General features: G+C 59.7%; 15 protein-coding genes. 7 read left to right on the plus strand and 8 right to left on the minus strand.

Translation table 11 applies throughout. The features are described 5' to 3' along the window. The first annotated feature begins 134 nt into the window (after positions 1-134). The 4 genes from PH562_RS04440 to PH562_RS04455 all read left to right on the plus strand — a co-directional run bounded on the left by PH562_RS04440 (position 135) and on the right by PH562_RS04455 (position 2,558). On the plus strand, positions 135-1,142 hold the full coding sequence (locus PH562_RS04440; protein ID WP_285171744.1) for an aldo/keto reductase: 1,008 nt from the start codon (positions 135-137) through the stop codon (positions 1,140-1,142). Positions 1,143-1,476: 334 nt separating this feature from the next. Next, positions 1,477-1,656 carry a CsbD family protein gene (locus PH562_RS04445; protein WP_285171745.1) on the plus strand — a complete coding sequence of 60 codons (180 nt, stop codon included), beginning with the start codon at positions 1,477-1,479 and terminating at the stop codon, positions 1,654-1,656. Between the two features lie 48 nt (positions 1,657-1,704). Continuing rightward, positions 1,705-2,049, plus strand: coding sequence for a BON domain-containing protein (locus PH562_RS04450; RefSeq protein WP_113232875.1), 345 nt, complete (start codon positions 1,705-1,707; stop codon positions 2,047-2,049). Further along, on the plus strand, positions 2,046-2,558 hold the full coding sequence (locus PH562_RS04455) for a DUF992 domain-containing protein (RefSeq protein WP_285171746.1): 513 nt from the start codon (positions 2,046-2,048) through the stop codon (positions 2,556-2,558). The genes PH562_RS04450 and PH562_RS04455 overlap by 4 nt, the downstream gene beginning before the upstream one ends. Positions 2,559-2,639: 81 nt before the next feature. Here PH562_RS04455 and katG read toward each other — a convergent pair whose 3' ends face one another. Beyond that, positions 2,640-4,838 carry a catalase/peroxidase HPI gene (katG, locus tag PH562_RS04460; RefSeq protein WP_285171747.1) on the minus strand — a complete coding sequence of 733 codons (2,199 nt, stop codon included), beginning with the start codon at positions 4,836-4,838 and terminating at the stop codon, positions 2,640-2,642. Between the two features lie 341 nt (positions 4,839-5,179). Here katG and PH562_RS04465 point away from each other — a divergent pair, with 341 nt between their 5' ends. Then, positions 5,180-6,187, plus strand: coding sequence for a hydrogen peroxide-inducible genes activator (locus tag PH562_RS04465; protein WP_113232878.1), 1,008 nt, complete (start codon positions 5,180-5,182; stop codon positions 6,185-6,187). Between the two features lie 156 nt (positions 6,188-6,343). After that, the gene (locus tag PH562_RS04470) at positions 6,344-6,520 is read left to right on the plus strand and encodes a hypothetical protein (protein ID WP_167078306.1); all 177 of its coding nucleotides are present in this window, start codon (positions 6,344-6,346) and stop codon (positions 6,518-6,520) included. Between the two features lie 170 nt (positions 6,521-6,690). Here PH562_RS04470 and PH562_RS04475 read toward each other — a convergent pair whose 3' ends face one another. The 5 genes from PH562_RS04475 to PH562_RS04495 all read right to left on the minus strand — a co-directional run bounded on the left by PH562_RS04475 (position 6,691) and on the right by PH562_RS04495 (position 11,590). Further along, complete coding sequence (locus tag PH562_RS04475; RefSeq protein WP_285171749.1) at positions 6,691-7,872, minus strand: M20 aminoacylase family protein; 1,182 nt, start codon at positions 7,870-7,872, stop codon at positions 6,691-6,693. A gap of 75 nt (positions 7,873-7,947) precedes the next feature. Continuing rightward, entirely contained in the window at positions 7,948-8,739 is a 792-nt protein-coding gene (locus PH562_RS04480) for an amino acid ABC transporter ATP-binding protein (RefSeq protein ID WP_483315315.1), read from the minus strand. Beyond that, entirely contained in the window at positions 8,739-9,680 is a 942-nt protein-coding gene (locus PH562_RS04485) for an amino acid ABC transporter permease (RefSeq protein ID WP_285171750.1), read from the minus strand. The genes PH562_RS04480 and PH562_RS04485 overlap by 1 nt, the downstream gene beginning before the upstream one ends. Next, entirely contained in the window at positions 9,677-10,567 is an 891-nt protein-coding gene (locus PH562_RS04490) for an ABC transporter substrate-binding protein (RefSeq protein ID WP_095437660.1), read from the minus strand. Before PH562_RS04490 ends, PH562_RS04485 begins: the two co-directional genes overlap by 4 nt. Before the next feature lie 45 nt (positions 10,568-10,612). Further along, positions 10,613-11,590, minus strand: a complete 978-nt coding sequence (locus PH562_RS04495) for an ABC transporter substrate-binding protein (RefSeq protein WP_285171751.1) — start codon at positions 11,588-11,590, stop codon at positions 10,613-10,615. A 100-nt stretch (positions 11,591-11,690) separates the two neighbouring features. On the opposite strand from PH562_RS04495, the gene PH562_RS04500 reads away from it, so the two are divergent. Next, positions 11,691-13,019: an aminotransferase-like domain-containing protein gene (locus tag PH562_RS04500; RefSeq protein ID WP_285171752.1), complete on the plus strand. Its 1,329-nt coding sequence runs from the start codon at positions 11,691-11,693 to the stop codon at positions 13,017-13,019. A gap of 13 nt (positions 13,020-13,032) precedes the next feature. Here the strand turns inward: PH562_RS04500 and PH562_RS04505 are convergent, their stop codons facing one another. Together PH562_RS04505 and PH562_RS04510 are read right to left on the minus strand one after the other, a co-directional pair. Beyond that, the gene (locus tag PH562_RS04505) at positions 13,033-14,103 is read right to left on the minus strand and encodes an acyltransferase family protein (protein WP_285171753.1); all 1,071 of its coding nucleotides are present in this window, start codon (positions 14,101-14,103) and stop codon (positions 13,033-13,035) included. Positions 14,104-14,142: 39 nt separating this feature from the next. Further along, positions 14,143-14,958, minus strand: a complete 816-nt coding sequence (locus tag PH562_RS04510; protein WP_285171754.1) for a galactosyl transferase — start codon at positions 14,956-14,958, stop codon at positions 14,143-14,145. Between the last annotated feature and the right edge of the window lie 62 nt (positions 14,959-15,020).

A 15,020-nucleotide genomic window follows, 5' to 3' on the forward strand; every position in this document is an offset into this window, starting at 1 on the left:
AATTGATCGGTGCCCGGCGATTATCCGGATTTCCGAATTGTAAAATTGCAAATTGCCGCTTAATTCCTGTGTTGGCTGCTCTTACATAGCGTGTAAAGTTATGTAACGGCTGCACGCCGGCTGGGGGACAATGCATGCATCTTGATGACTATGCCGCACTCGGCCGCTCGGAGTTGCGCGTCAGTCCATTTGCGCTCGGAACCATGACTTTCGATGAGGGGTTCATCCGGCATTCGCCCGAAAATCAGCCCGCGGCGATCTTGGCGCGCTATCTCGAACTCGGTGGTAATTATCTCGATACAGGCAACGGAGCCATGAAAGCGGGCGGGCAGACGGTTGTCGGCAGCTATGTCGCACAAAACTCAATCCAGCGCGATCGTCTTGTCATCGCCGCCAAATTCGATGTCGCGCGGCATGGCGAAAGGCTTGTCCGCAAAGGCGTAATCGACGGCTTCGAGGAGACCCTTCGTCGGCTGCGTACCGACTATCTCGACCTCTATTGGTTGAACAATTGGGACATACAGGCGCCTTTGGAAGAAATGCTGGAGGCGCTTCACGATCTCGTTCAGTCTGGAAAGCTGCGTTACTTCGGCATTTCGGATACGCCGGCCTGGAAGGTGGCGCATGCCCATCTCCTGTCGCAATCCAACGGCTGGGCTCCATTCATCGGTTTGCAGATCGAATATTCGCTTGCTGCACGGCTATTTGAAATCGAGCTCATTCCCTTGGCGCGCGGACTGGGGCTTGGCGTTGTCTCGCATTCGCCATTGAGTGGCGGTCTCATCAGCGGCCGATATACGCGGGCCAACAATGCGGGCGCGAGAACAGGACATGCAGCGCAATTGGCGCAAAGGCCGGACGAGCAGGATCTTGAAATCGTCGACGCCCTGTTCCGCGTTGCCGACGAACTCGGTACGACAGCCGCACGCGTCGCCCTTGCCTGGGCAATGGCGCGCCTTGGCGTATCTTCGACGATTATCGGCGTCCATACACTGGAACAGCTCAATGAGGATATGGGTGCGCTCGAAGTCCGGCTTTCGCCCGAACAGACGGCGACGCTGGATGCGCTTACGATCCCCAATCCCGTCATTGCCCTGCCGCTGCGGTTGCAGAATGCAGCACCTCTGTGCTGCGTAGACTGAACCGCAAACCTCAACTTGCGAGCGGTTGCCGACGCTGCCGATGATCGCAATGGCTTTCCTTATCGACTGGCTGGCCTATCTAATAGTTCAGTCGTTTAAATGAGGCATCGCATCAGCGACGGATCACGGACACCGAATGTCCATTGGAATGTATTGTGCTCTCAGCCGCAGCCATCGACAGATGAATGCGCGAGATAGCCTCAAAAGGCTATTTTGCACTTGCACCAATAGTATATTCTGCTCTGCAAGCTATGCATTGCCGCCCTACTTCATTGTTCATGGTCTCGGCGGGACGCCGATACCTCCTCTTCTGAAAAGCTCAAGGAGATCAGAAATGGACAAGAACCGTGTCAAAGGCGCAGTCAAGGAAGCAACAGGCTCCCTCAAGGAGGCTGCAGGAAAGCTGACAGGAAACAATCGGCTCAAGATGAAGGGTGCTGCCGAGAAGATTGAAGGCAAGATCCTGACGAAAGTCGGCAAGGCCAAAGACACCATCAGGAACGCGCTTCGCTGACGCCAAGCGCGCGCGAAACTTTGCCACCGCGATTTATCGAGGCTTCCAATGCTTTTCCTGGCCAGGTCCCCATCGCCGACGACACCGTCGGATCGCTACGCAATCTGTGCTGCGATCCGCTCTCTGATCGCTTATGCCGAGGGACTTGAGGATTGTCATATCGATGTTGCCGCCATTGAAGGCGCAATCGTTCTTTCCGGAGTGGCATCGAACGACGAGGCGCGGCAGCGGGCCATTGCAATAGCCGCCGAATATGCCAGGACCCGCATCGTCAGCTACATCACCCTCCGGGTTGATCGCGACCCTTCCAGCCATCCGCAGATGGAGCTGTCCAATTCCCCCGCGCCGTCCGGGCAGACCGCGGCGCCCAAAACGCCGAAGGAGACGTCATGAAAAAGGTTATTATAGCGGCCGCGGCAATTGCAGTCGCCCTTGGTTCTGCGGCTTCGGCCGCCAGCACCCATTCCAAAAGGCAGTCGACAAAGGTGGTGTCCGAGCCGAAGCAAAGGCTCGGAACGCTGTCCTGCGAGGTCGCAGGCGGCGTCGGCATGATCATCGGGTCGAACAAGGCGATCAGCTGCACATTCAAGCAGCGAACCGGCAGAGTCGAGCGCTATGCGGGCACGATCGGCAAGCTTGGCATCGATATCGGGGTCACCCGCAAGACCTATATGAGCTGGGTCGTCGTCAATACCGCGCCGACGCGTGTGGGCGACGGTGCTCTGGCCGGCACCTATGTCGGTGCTTCGGCAGGCGCTTCGGTGGGTCTCGGTCTCGGCGCGAATGCTCTCGTTGGCGGCAATTCCAAGAATTTCGCCCTGCAGCCGCTGAGTGCGGAGGCAGGAACCGGCCTGAACGTTGCAGCCGGCGTCTCGCGCCTGCAATTGCAGTCTGCGCGCTGAAGTCCGGAGCGCGTTTAGAAATTACGTCATGCCCGGACGCGACCTAAGTAAGGTCGCGTCCGGGCATGTTATTCAGTCACTTCAAGCGATGTCGAAGCGGTCGGCGTTCATGACCTTGGTCCAAGCCGCAACGAAGTCCTGCACGAACTTCTTCTCCGCATCGGACTGGCCGTAGACTTCGGCTATCGCGCGCAGCTGCGAGTTGGAGCCGAAAACGAGATCGACGCGCGTTGCGGTCCACTTCACGTCGCCGGTTGCCCGGTCACGGCCCTCGAAGACGTCCTTGGCATCCGAAACCGCCTTCCATTCCGTGCTCATGTCGAGCAGGTTCACGAAGAAGTCGTTGGTCAGTGTTTCCGGACGCTTGGTGAAGACGCCGTGCTGGCTCTGGCCGACATTGGCATTCAGAACACGCAGGCCGCCGATGAGGGCGGTCATTTCCGGCGCCGTCAGCGTCAGAAGCTGCGCCTTGTCGATCAGCAGCTCTTCGGAAGAGACGGTGTAGGCCCGCCGCTGATAGTTGCGGAAACCGTCGACGATCGGCTCGAGAACGGCAAAGGCATCGACATCGGTCTGTTCCTGCGACGCATCGGTGCGGCCCGGAGCGAAGGGTACGACCACATCATGGCCGGCCTTCTTCGCAGCCTGTTCGATGGCGACCGAGCCGCCAAGAACGATCAGATCGGCAATCGATACCGTCTTGCCGCCGGTCTGGGCGTCGTTGAACTTCTTCTGGATGCCTTCCAGCGTTGCCAGCACGGAAGCGAGCTGGGCCGGCTGGTTGGCCTCCCAATCCTTCTGCGGAGCAAGGCGGATGCGAGCGCCGTTTGCACCGCCACGCTTGTCTGAGCCGCGGAAGGTCGACGCCGAAGCCCAGGCGGTCGAAACCAGCTGCGGGATGGTGAGACCCGATGCAGCAATCTCGGCTTTGAGGCTGGCGACATCGCTGGGCTCGATCGACACGGGACCGGCAGCCGGGATCGGGTCTTGCCAGATGAGCTCTTCGCTCGGCACTTCCGGACCGAGATAGCGCACGTGCGGGCCCATATCGCGGTGGGTCAGCTTGAACCAGGCGCGAGCAAAGGCATCGGCGAATTCGTCCGGGTTTTCGAAGAAGCGGCGGGAAATCTTCTCATAAGCCGGATCGAAGCGCAGGGCGAGGTCGGTGGTCAGCATGGCAGGAGCGTGACGCTTGGACTTGTCGTGCGCATCCGGGATCGAGCCAGCGCCGGCGCCATGCTTCGGCACCCATTGATGCGCGCCGGCCGGGCTCTTCGTCAGTTCCCATTCATAGCCGAAGAGATTCCAGAAGAAGTTGTTGCTCCACTTGGTCGGCGTCGAGGTCCAGGTGACTTCGAGACCGCTGCCGATCGTATCGCCGCCCTTGCCGGTGCCGAAGCTGTTCTTCCAGCCGAGGCCCTGTTCTTCGATGCCGGCGGCTTCCGGCTCAGGACCGACATGGGCCGCATCGCCGGCACCATGGGTCTTGCCGAAGGTGTGGCCGCCGGCAATGAGGGCGACGGTTTCTTCGTCGTTCATTGCCATACGGGCGAAGGTTTCGCGGATATCGCGAGCGGCTGCAAGCGGGTCCGGATTGCCGTTTGGTCCTTCAGGATTGACGTAGATGAGACCCATCTGCACGGCTGCGAGCGGGTTTTCCAGATCGCGATCGCCGCTGTAGCGCTTGTCGCCGAGCCACGTATCTTCCGCGCCCCAGTAAATGTCTTCTTCCGGCTCCCAGACATCCTCGCGACCGCCGCCGAAGCCGAAGGTCTTGAAGCCCATGGATTCCAGCGCGACGTTCCCGGTCAGGACCAGCAGGTCGGCCCAGGAGATGCTGTTGCCGTATTTCTGCTTGATCGGCCAGAGGAGACGGCGAGCCTTGTCGAGGTTGACGTTATCCGGCCAGCTGTTGAGCGGAGCGAAACGCTGCGTGCCGGAGGAGGCGCCGCCGCGGCCGTCGCCCGTGCGGTAGGTACCGGCGCTATGCCAGGCCATGCGGATGAAGAGCGGACCGTAATGACCAAAGTCGGCTGGCCACCAATCCTGCGAATCGGTCATAAGGACCGTGAGGTCCTTCTTCAGGGCCTCCAGGTCGAGCTTCTTGAATTCCTCGGCGTAGTTGAATGCCCTGCCCATCGGGCTGGAAAGCGCCGAATTCTGGTGAAGAATCCGAAGGTTCAGCTGATTCGGCCACCAGTCCCGGTTCGAACGTGCGGAAACGCTCGTGTTTCCATGCGGAAACGGACATTTGCCGGCAGTTTCGACTTTTGTATCCATGATACTCTCCCTTACGATGATTTGATTTGTGACGACCGGAGAAGGAGCTTTGCCAGCCCGCCGGGAATGGCCCGGTTCCAAATTGGGTATGGCAGCGACATGTCAGACGCATGAATCTCTCGTTATTCTGGCCTCGCGTGAAACGGAGACGTGGAAGCAGGCAAAGCTTGGGTCCCCCTGCCTTCCGACCGGCCCGTGCATCGATGAACTGAACGCAGTCAATGCTCTCAATATGAGCTCCATATGACAGGCGGCCGCATCTCATCTCTGCCGCGGCACTATAGCTAAGGCTTTCCATTAATTTAAGTTGGATTTCCTGATTGACGCGATAAGATGAGCTTATGGCAAACTTCACGCTCAAACAGCTTCGCTATTTCGAAGCGCTGGCTCGGCTCGGCCACTTCGGACGCGCTGCCGATCTATGTGCGATCTCTCAGCCCGCCTTGTCGATGCAGATCAAGGAGCTGGAGGAGCAACTCGGCACCGACCTCTTCGAAAGAGGTGCGAGACAGGTCCGGCTGACCAATTTCGGGGAAGCCTTCGCGATCCGCGTCCGAGACATCCTGCGCTCCGTCGATGAGCTGGGAGATCTTGCCCGCGCGTCACGCAATCAGCCGGTGGGCCGATTGCGTATCGGCATCATACCCACGGTCGCGCCCTATCTGCTGCCGAGCATCATCGGCAATCTCTCCCGTATCTATGACGGGTTGGATATCCATGTGCGCGAGACACTGACCTCGAAACTGGTCGAGGAGCTGGAGGAGGGGAGGCTGGATACGGCGATCGTCGCCCTGCCGATCTCTGAAGCATCGCTAACGGAAGTGCCGCTGTTTGTGGAAAATTTCGTATTGGTGCGGCCAAGCGAGGACGAGGGCAAGCCGGTGCCCAACCGCGAGGCGCTTCGCGAAATGCGGCTGCTGCTGCTGGAGGAAGGGCATTGCTTTCGCGACCAGGCGCTTTCCTTCTGCAACATCCAGTCGGCCCTGCCGCGGGAGCTGATGGATGGCAGCTCGCTCTCGACGCTGGTGCAGATGGTCAGTGCCGGCATCGGCGTCACTTTGATACCGGAGATGGCCGTGGCGGTGGAAACCCGCTCGGCCTCGGTGTCGACGGTGCGCTTCCAAAGCCCACAGCCCTCGCGCACCATCGGCATGATCTGGCGCAGGACGAGCCCTCTCGCCAAGCAGCTCATGCAGATTTCCGAAGTGGTGCGCGAGGCGGCCGACGCTATGCGCCAACATCACGATTCGATGTGGCGCGCACAGGACCTAGGGCGCGATGGCCAACTGCAACCGTCGGCTGCTCGCCACCCCGGCTTTGGAGCCGTCGATCGGGCTTTGCGCCGATAGGCTCCGCATCGCGCATTAACGCTGTTGGAATCTTTTCCACAGAAGGCAATATTTCAAACGATTGAAAATATTTTAATCGTTTAAATAGTTTAATAGCTTGATTTACAAAGAAACTCCTCCATGTCATGCCAATAACGCATGACAATGGAGGTCGTGATGCAAGAGTTTGAAAACGTAAGAAATGAAATTCCTACGTATGTGATTGATCGCCTCGAAAATGAATGGCGGGTAATGCAGACTCAGAACGTGCAGCTGGAAACCGGGCTGGGAACTGAAACGCCTGCAAATACAGCGCCCGCAACGGGCGATAGTTGCGGATCCCTCGATAAGTAGTATATGGGCAGGAATCGCACCGCGCTCGCAGGGCTAGCGGCGCTATTGAAAGCATCGCATTCCGCCTTTTTCCATGAGATCCAGAAAATGGACCAGCCCCGGCTTATTGCCAGGGCTGTCGTTTATCGTGGCGTCGCCGGCCCCCTCGTGGGATCGAGATAGGAACCGGTTCAGGCGTCGAGATAACGCTCGGTCAGACGTGCCCACATAGCCGCGCCGACGGTAAGGCTTTCATCCGCGAAATCATATTTGGCGCTGTGAAGGATGGCCGAATTCAAGCCATTGCCGAGGCGCAGGAAGCTGCCGGGCTTATGCTCCAGGTAATGCGAGAAATCCTCGCTGCCGGGGATTAGACCACAGGTGGTGACCTTCTCAGCGCCGACAAGTTCCTCGGCGACCATACGCGCGAATTCCGTTTCCTTCTCCGAGTTGACGACCACCGGATGGCCGTGGACATAGTCGATCTCGACGCTTGCGCCATAACCCTCTGCGATGGACGCTGTCAGCTTGCGGATGCGCGCCTCGAGCAGCTCGCGCACCTTCGGATCGAAGGAGCGGACCGTGAGCAGCATCTTCGCACTTTCCGGAATGACGTTCGAAGCCTCGCCAGCATGGATGGCGCCGACGGTGACGACCGCCGTCTGGGTCGGGTCGACGCTGCGGGCAACGATTGTCTGCAGACTGACGACGAGGTTGCAGGCGACGACGACGGGATCGACGGTCAGATGCGGCCGTGAAGCATGGCCGCCCTTGCCTATGACGGTAATCTCAACTGTGTCGGCGGCCGCCATCAGCGGGCCGGAGCGTAGCAGCCAGGTGCCTTCCGCAGCACCGGGGTGATTGTGCAGCCCGTAAATGACGTCGAAGGGAAAGCGTTCGAATAGGCCATCCTTGATCATTGCGGGAGCGCCGCTGACGGCCCCCGCTTCTTCGGCCGGTTGGAAGATCAGGTTCACGGTGCCGTTGAAGCGGCGGGTGCGGGCGAGATATTCGGCAGCTCCGAGCAATATGGTGGTGTGGCCGTCATGGCCGCAGGCATGCATCTTGCCCGGCGTCTTGCTGGCGTAAGTGGCGCCGGTCTGCTCGGTGATCGGTAGGGCGTCCATGTCGGCGCGGATCGCGATGCTCTTCTTGCCGGCTCCAACCGTCATGCGCGCGACGACACCATGACCGCCGACATTGCGGGTGACCTCGTAGCCCCAGGCCTCCAGCTTCTCGGCGACGAAACGTGCGGTTTCCGCTTCCTCGAAAGAGAGTTCGGGATTGGCGTGGAGATGCTGGCGGATGCCCGTCAGTTCGGCCTTCATCGGCTCGAAGTCCGAGAGGCGGGCGAAATCGTTGTCGAGGGTCATGGCTATTCCAATGGTTCGCTTGAGCCGCCATCCGCCATAAAGCGTCCTGGCTTCCGTGATAATGGAGCTGCCGCACTAGATGAAGCGCGACAGGAAGCTTCTGGTGCGGGGATGCTGCGGATTGCCGATAACATCTTCCGGCTTACCCTGTTCGACGATCTTGCCGCCATCCATGAAGACGACACGGTCGGCAGCCTCGCGGGCAAAGCCGATCTCGTGGGTAACGACGATCATCGTCAGGCCCTGTTTGGCAAGGTCACGCATGGTGGCGAGCACTTCGCCGACCAGTTCCGGATCGAGCGCAGACGTCGGCTCGTCGAACAGCATCAGCTTCGGTTTGATCGCCAGCGCTCGGGCGATTGCAACGCGCTGCTGCTGGCCGCCGGAAAGCTGGCGCGGATAATTGTTGGCCTTGGCCGAAAGCCCGACGCGATCGAGCAATGCCATTGCACTCTCGGTTGCCTGCTTGCGGCTTTCGCCATGGATGCCGATCGGCGCCTCGATGACATTCTGTAGCGCCGTCATATGCGGATAGAGATTGAACTGCTGGAACACCATGCCGATCTTGCGCCGCTGAAGCGCGATCGCATGATTGGACAATTTGACCAGCCGGCCCTTGTTCAACCGATAGCCGATCTGCTCGCCATCGACTTCGATCGAGCCGCGATTGATCGATTCCAGATGGTTGATGCAGCGCAGGAAGGTCGACTTGCCGGAACCGGAAGGGCCGAGGATGACGACCACTTCACCGGGCGTCACATCGAGGTCGATGCCTTTCAGGACTTCGAGATGTTCGAAGGACTTGTGGACGTTGCGCGCCTGCACCAATGGGGTCACGTTGACGACTGAGTTCATCGGAGCGTTCATTAGCCCGCCTCCTGAACCCGCAGGAGTGCCGGCGCATTCTCCGTTACCGCCTTGGTCCCACCGGAGCGGCGGTCGGCGCGGCTATAATGGCGCTCGATATAGCTCTGGCCGATATTAAGCACCGAAGTGATCAGCAGATACCAGATGACGGCGACGAGCAGCATCGGGATGACTTCGAAGGTGCGGTTGTAGATCGACTGCACGGAATAGAGCAGGTCTGCCATGGCGATGACGCTGACGAGCGAGGTCGCCTTGATCATGCTGATGAGCTGGTTGCCGGTTGGTGGCACGATGGAGCGCATGGCCTGCGGGATGATGATGCGGCGAAGAGCCCGGCTTCTCGTCATGCCGAAGGCTTCAGCGGTCTCGAACTGGCCCCTATCGACCGAAAGCAGGCCGCCACGGATGATTTCGGCCATATAGGCGGCTTCGTTCAGCGCCAGGCCGGCGATCGCCGCCGTCATCGGGCTGATGACGGAATTGGTATCCCAGCTGACGAAGGTCGGGCCGAAGGGAATGCCGATCGATAGCGTCGGGAAAAGCGTCGAAAGATTGTACCAGAAGATCAGCTGCACGAGCAGCGGCGTGCCGCGGAAGAACCAGATGAACAGCGAGGCGAGCGTGCTTGCCAGCGTGTCCTTCGACATGCGGGCAATCGCCAGCAACAGGCCGAAGACGATGCCGAGCACCATGGCGACGACGGTCAGCCCGAGCGAAACATACAGGCCGCTGATGACGACCGGATCGAAGAAATACTGTGCGACGACATGCCAGCCGAAGTTTTCATTGTGGGCGACCGACCAGGCCCAATAGGCCGCGATCGCAAGGGTAACGATCCAGGCCGCCACACGACCCTTCGGGAACGGTGTGTGGGCATTCGCCACATCCCGTTCCGACGCATCGCCTGAAGGCGATGCGATGTTTCCGGCGTTCCTACTCATTTCGGCAATGTCCCGCCAAGATTGATACCCGGTTCCTTGATCATGTTGTTCTCAAGGCCCCATTTCTTCATGATGGCGGCATAGGTGCCATTGTCCATGAGAAGTTTGACGGCATCCTTCAAAATTGGGCCGAGCGGCGAGCCCTTCGGCACGACGGCGCCCTGATAGAGATCCTCGAAGCCGTTCTTCTGGCCGACGCCGGTGAGCTCCAGCTGGCCGTTCGCTTGCGAGACGAAATAGGTGAGCGGCGCCTGCGAGGAGAAGAAGGCGTCGGAACGCTTGGAACGGACGGCGAGGATCGAGCTCGGCTGGTCTGTGAAGGACTGAACTTCGATCGCGCCCTTTCCGTCGGTCTTGCACTTCTCGGCCTGCACCTGGATCACCTTTTCCGCCGAGCCACCGGCCATGACGGCGATGCGCTGGCCGCAGGCGCTGTCGAGCGACGTAATGCCCTTCGGATTACCTTTCTGGACGGCGAAGACGACGAATTCCTGTACCCAGTCAACAAAGTCATTGGCTTCCTCGCGGCTCTTGAAATCGCCGATCGGACCGAAGGCGAATTGATAGCGGCCGGAATTGATGCCGGCGAGGATCGCAGGCAGGCCGCTGACGCTTTCATGCTCGATCTTGACGCCAAGCACCTCGCCGATCGCATCGGTCAGATCGGCACTGGCGCCCGTCAGCTTGGTGCCGGTGACGATTTCATAGGGAGGGAAAGAGCCGTTGTTGACGGAAATCATCTTGCCCGATGTACGGATCGCTTCCGGCAGTTTGGCCTGCAGATCCTTGTTGACCGAGAGTTTCGGCAGGCTGGCATCCTCGGCAAAGGCAGCGCCCGACATCATCAGGCTTGCCAGGGCGACGTAGGTCATTTTCTTCAGCGACATGTTCATTCCCCTTTTTGCTTTGTGTCTCTGATTTTCAGTCGGTGGTCAGGCAGCGCTCGTCCGGCTGCCGTCGACATCGAACGGGAAGAGTTCCTCCGGGGTCATCAGCCGCGGCAGGATACCCTGCACATGCAGCTCCCCGGCGAAATCCGCGATCATCTTGCGGTTGGCGGTAAAGCCGCTCGCATCCCAGCCTTCGGGCAGCTCAGTTGCCGATTTCAACAGTTCGTCGAGCATGAAGGGCGTGGTGTCGGCATATTTGCGCCGCTTGCTGAGCCAGACGCGTTGCGATTCATCGATGAGGGCGCTCAACTCGCCCACGACCCAGGGATGTTCGGCGACAAACGCCGCCTTGAAACCGATCAGGTGCATTCCCGGTACATAGCCTACATCGGCGAAATAGCGATGTTCGGCAGAGCGGAAATCCGGCAGCAACTGGCGGAAGCTGGAATTACCGGCGAAATAGCCATCCGGCATGAAGGGCGTGAAGATCGCATCGAGCTCGCCCACTTTCAGGAGGTCCACCATTGGCCTCTCGCCGGGTGCTGCCTCGATGCGGCCGGGGTGGCCGAAGCCGTCGAGGCGATCGGTGATCGGATGCGCTTCGGTCAGGCGGCCGGCATACCACCTGGCATCTTCGACGCCGACGCCTTCTCGGCGCAGCGCTGCCCGTGTCCAGGTATTGCCGGAGTCGCGCCAACCGGTGACGCCGATGCGCTTGCCGGCGAGCTCAGCAAAGCTCGTGATCGGGCTGTCCTTGGTGGTGATGACGCAGCGGTGACGGAAGCCGCGCATGATGAAGTTTGGAATGCCGACCACGCTGTCGTCGCCATCGATGCGCAGCTGCGTGTAGCGGCTGAAGGAGGTTTCGGCGGCGTCATAGGCGTCGCTCTTGCCGACATGCGAGACCAGCGTGCCGACCCGGTCCACCTTGATGTCGAGTTTCGGGGAGGAGACATCGCCCAGGACCAGAGGGGTCATGTAGTCCCAATCGCGAAGGGCAAGGCGGAGAGTAAGGGGCATGAAATTCACTCGCGGGAAAACTTGTTTTCTCAACGAATAAATGTTCAATATAAGGTAATCAAATGTTATTACGTTATTGAACATTAAAAATGGTGCGAAAATGAGCGAAGAACGGGATGCAAAATGGTTTGCCTCAAAATTGAGCGATCGGACCATCCGCGGCATCGCGCTTGAAACGAGCGCGCTCATCCGAGCCGGCGCCCTGCCTGTTGGTACCAAGCTGCCACCGATCCGCGACCTCGCCTTTGTCCTTGGCGTGAGCCCGGCAACCCTGTCGGAAGCCTGGAGCGAACTCAGACGTCAGAAGATCATCAGCGGACGCGGCAGGAATGGCACATGGGTCAGCGGCGACCGCTTCGTCGCCAAGCCGGCGCGGCTGGCAAGTGTCGGCGACTACGGTTCCGATGCCCTCAATCTGACGGCAGCCGTTCCCGATGTCCGGCTGCTGCCAAAGCTGGAGGCGGCGATGGCCTATGGCGCCTCGGCAGAAAATCTCAACAGCTATGAACGCAGCCGCATCCTGCCGGAGCTGGAGGAGCAGGTCAGGAAGACGTGGCCTTACGAGCCGGAGGCGTTTCTGGCGACCAATGGCGGCTATAATGCCGTCTACACCCTGATCAACGCCCTCGTCATGCCGGGCGCTGCCGTTGCGATCGAAGATCCGACGGGCATGCGGCTTCTCGATATTCTCGAGGATCGTGGCGCACGGATCATTCCGGTGAAATGCGACGAGGAGGGGCCGCTGCCGGCCTCGCTGGAGGAAGCGCTAAAATATCGCCCGGTCGCTTTCATCTTCCAGCCGCGCATCCATTCCGTCACCGGCCAGAGCGTGAGCCCGGCGCGCATGGCAAGCCTCGTGGAGATCCTTCGCGACAAGGATACGCTGATCGTCGAGGACGATGGCATTGCCGATATCTCGACGGCACCACGTCATTCCCTCGGGCATCTCTTTCCCGATCGGGTCATCCATATCCTGTCATTTTCGAAAACGCACGGGCCGGACCTACGCCTCGCGGTCTTGTCGAGTTCGCGGGCGATCGTCGACCAGATCCAATCCTATCGCAGCTTCAGCTCCGGCTGGACCAGCCGTATCCTGCAGGCGGCAGCCGCCTGGCTGCTGCGCGATCCGGCAACGGCATCGTGCCTCGATCACGCCCGCAGGACCTATCGGGAACGCCGCGCAGGCCTCATCGATGCGCTTCGCGAGCGCGGCGTCGATGCGTGGCATGGAGAAGGATTATGTGCCTGGGTGCCGGTCTCCTCCGAGCCCTTCGCAATGGTGACGCTAGCTGCCCGAGGCATCGCAGTACATCCCGGTGCCAAGTTCTCGATCCTGCCCAGCAGCCACTTGCGTGTCGCCACGGCCAATCTTTCGGAGCGGCGCGACGAGGTTGCCGATGCCATCGCACTTGCCGCCGTCCACACGTAACGCCCGGAAACAGTCAGCCGCGTTGGCTGGCTTCGATGCTTTTGGGAGCGCCTTTCGAGGCACCGATATAGCGAACCAGGATTTCGGCAAGCTTGGCCGAGATGAGGGCGATGATGGAAATCGCGACGAGATAGATTGCGATGTAGACGGGCTGCGGCAAGTGGGTATCGCGCATCAGATGCCCGTAAATCTCGGTGAAGCCGCGATGGCACATATAGATGGGATAGGAGAGATAGCCGAGAAAGATGCCGAGCCGCTGCAGCCTCTCCGGCAGTTCCAGCATCGTGCCGGCAAGGACGATGAGCGGCGAGATCAGGATGCAGAAAACAAGCGCATATTTCAGCGAATAGGTGGGGAGAAACAGCAAGATTAAGATCGCCGCAATGGGCAGCAGGGCGGCATAGCTGTTCATGGTCCAGCCAATTGCGGTGCTGCTTCGAAGCCGGTAGATGATCATTCCGAGCGTGAAGGAAAAGAAGACGCGGGCAAAGCCGCCATCCACCGAGTGCCATTCCCAGCCGAGATCGAGCGATTTGTGGAAAAAAACCGAGACGATCAGCAGCGCTAGAGATGCGGCGGCAATGAGGATCAGGCTCCGCGTTTTCAATCTGAACAGCACGAGCGCGAATATGAGATTGGCCAGCAGCTCCCAAAACAGCGACCAGGCGGGGCCATTCAACGGATAAAGCGCCAGGATATCGCCCGCCGACCGCGTCAGAAAACTCGGCGAAGGCAGCATGAATATGGTCGTAAGGATGCTCGCGGCAAGATCGGCCCGTCCGACACCGGATGCCTGCCAGTGCAGCAGCAATTGCACAAGGCCGTAGACGCTGCCGATGAGGAAGAGCGGATAGAGACGCGCGTAGCGAGCCTTCATGAAGGCCAGCACGGTCATGCCGCTTGCGAGTTTTTCACCATAGGCCCTGGCAATCACGAAGCCGCTGAGCACGAAGAAGAAATCGACCGCGATATAGGCCGAAGGCGCATAGGGCCTGTCGAGGTGATAGACGACGACCGCGAATGCCGCCAGGCCGCGCATCGCATCCAGGGCGGCATATCTGTGTTTCGTCGTATTGGCCGGCATTGGTCGAAACCTCGTTGGGCGGAAAGGATTGCGCTTACGCTATCCGGCGGCGCGCGCGCCGAAGAATTCGCTTCTCAAGTTTCGATCGAGCGGGCGCACCCGCGAAAGATTGCCCAGGAACTGGCGGGGGCTTGTGAGTACCGACCGGTTCAGAAAATGGGTCCTGATCAGGCCGGAGGATTTGCTGTGGGCGCCGGCATGGCCGACCCGATAGATCGCGCCACGGAAGGGCAGCGATCCGAGCGGAGAGCCGGCATCGGCCAGCAGCTTGCCGATGCGCACGTGGCTGCCGAGCATGGATTTGATGTAATCGACCTCGGCATCCTCGAAGGTCGCCGGCAAGCGATAGAGATCGGAGCGAATGATCAGCGACGTTCCGCAATAATTGGCGAAATCATTGTGATGCATAAGCAGCCTGCCGCCTTCGTTCCAGAGATAGCCCCGGTTGATTTTCCAGCCATTGGCATCGGTATTTCGAGCTGCGAAATCGACGATATTGGCGCTGACGAAATCATCGTCGTCGACAATCATGAAAAAACGCGTCTCGCGCGCCGAAAGCATGCCGCTTAAGACACGACGGCCCTTGTCCAGCCGGAATGCATCGTAGACCTTTTCGCGATCGGCACCGTTGATGTCGTGCAGCTGGTTCGGCGGGAAGGTAACGCGTTCTGCCGTAAAATTCGGCGGCAAATCCGGCAGATCGGCGCCTTCATTGGCGACGACTACGCCGCGCCAGTTCCTGTTGGACTGGCCGGCGATCGATGCGATCGTTTGCGACAGCCGCCGTTTCAATGCCGGCCAATCATTGGAATTGGCCTGATGCCGAACGGGAATGATGAACGTAACCAGTGTCATGAGGCGCCTTTCCGACTTGGTATTCCTATCGCGAGATGGAATGAGCCTTGCTTCCGTCCCTA

Source organism: Rhizobium centroccidentale, from assembly GCF_030182565.1.
GTDB lineage: Bacteria > Pseudomonadota > Alphaproteobacteria > Rhizobiales > Rhizobiaceae > Rhizobium.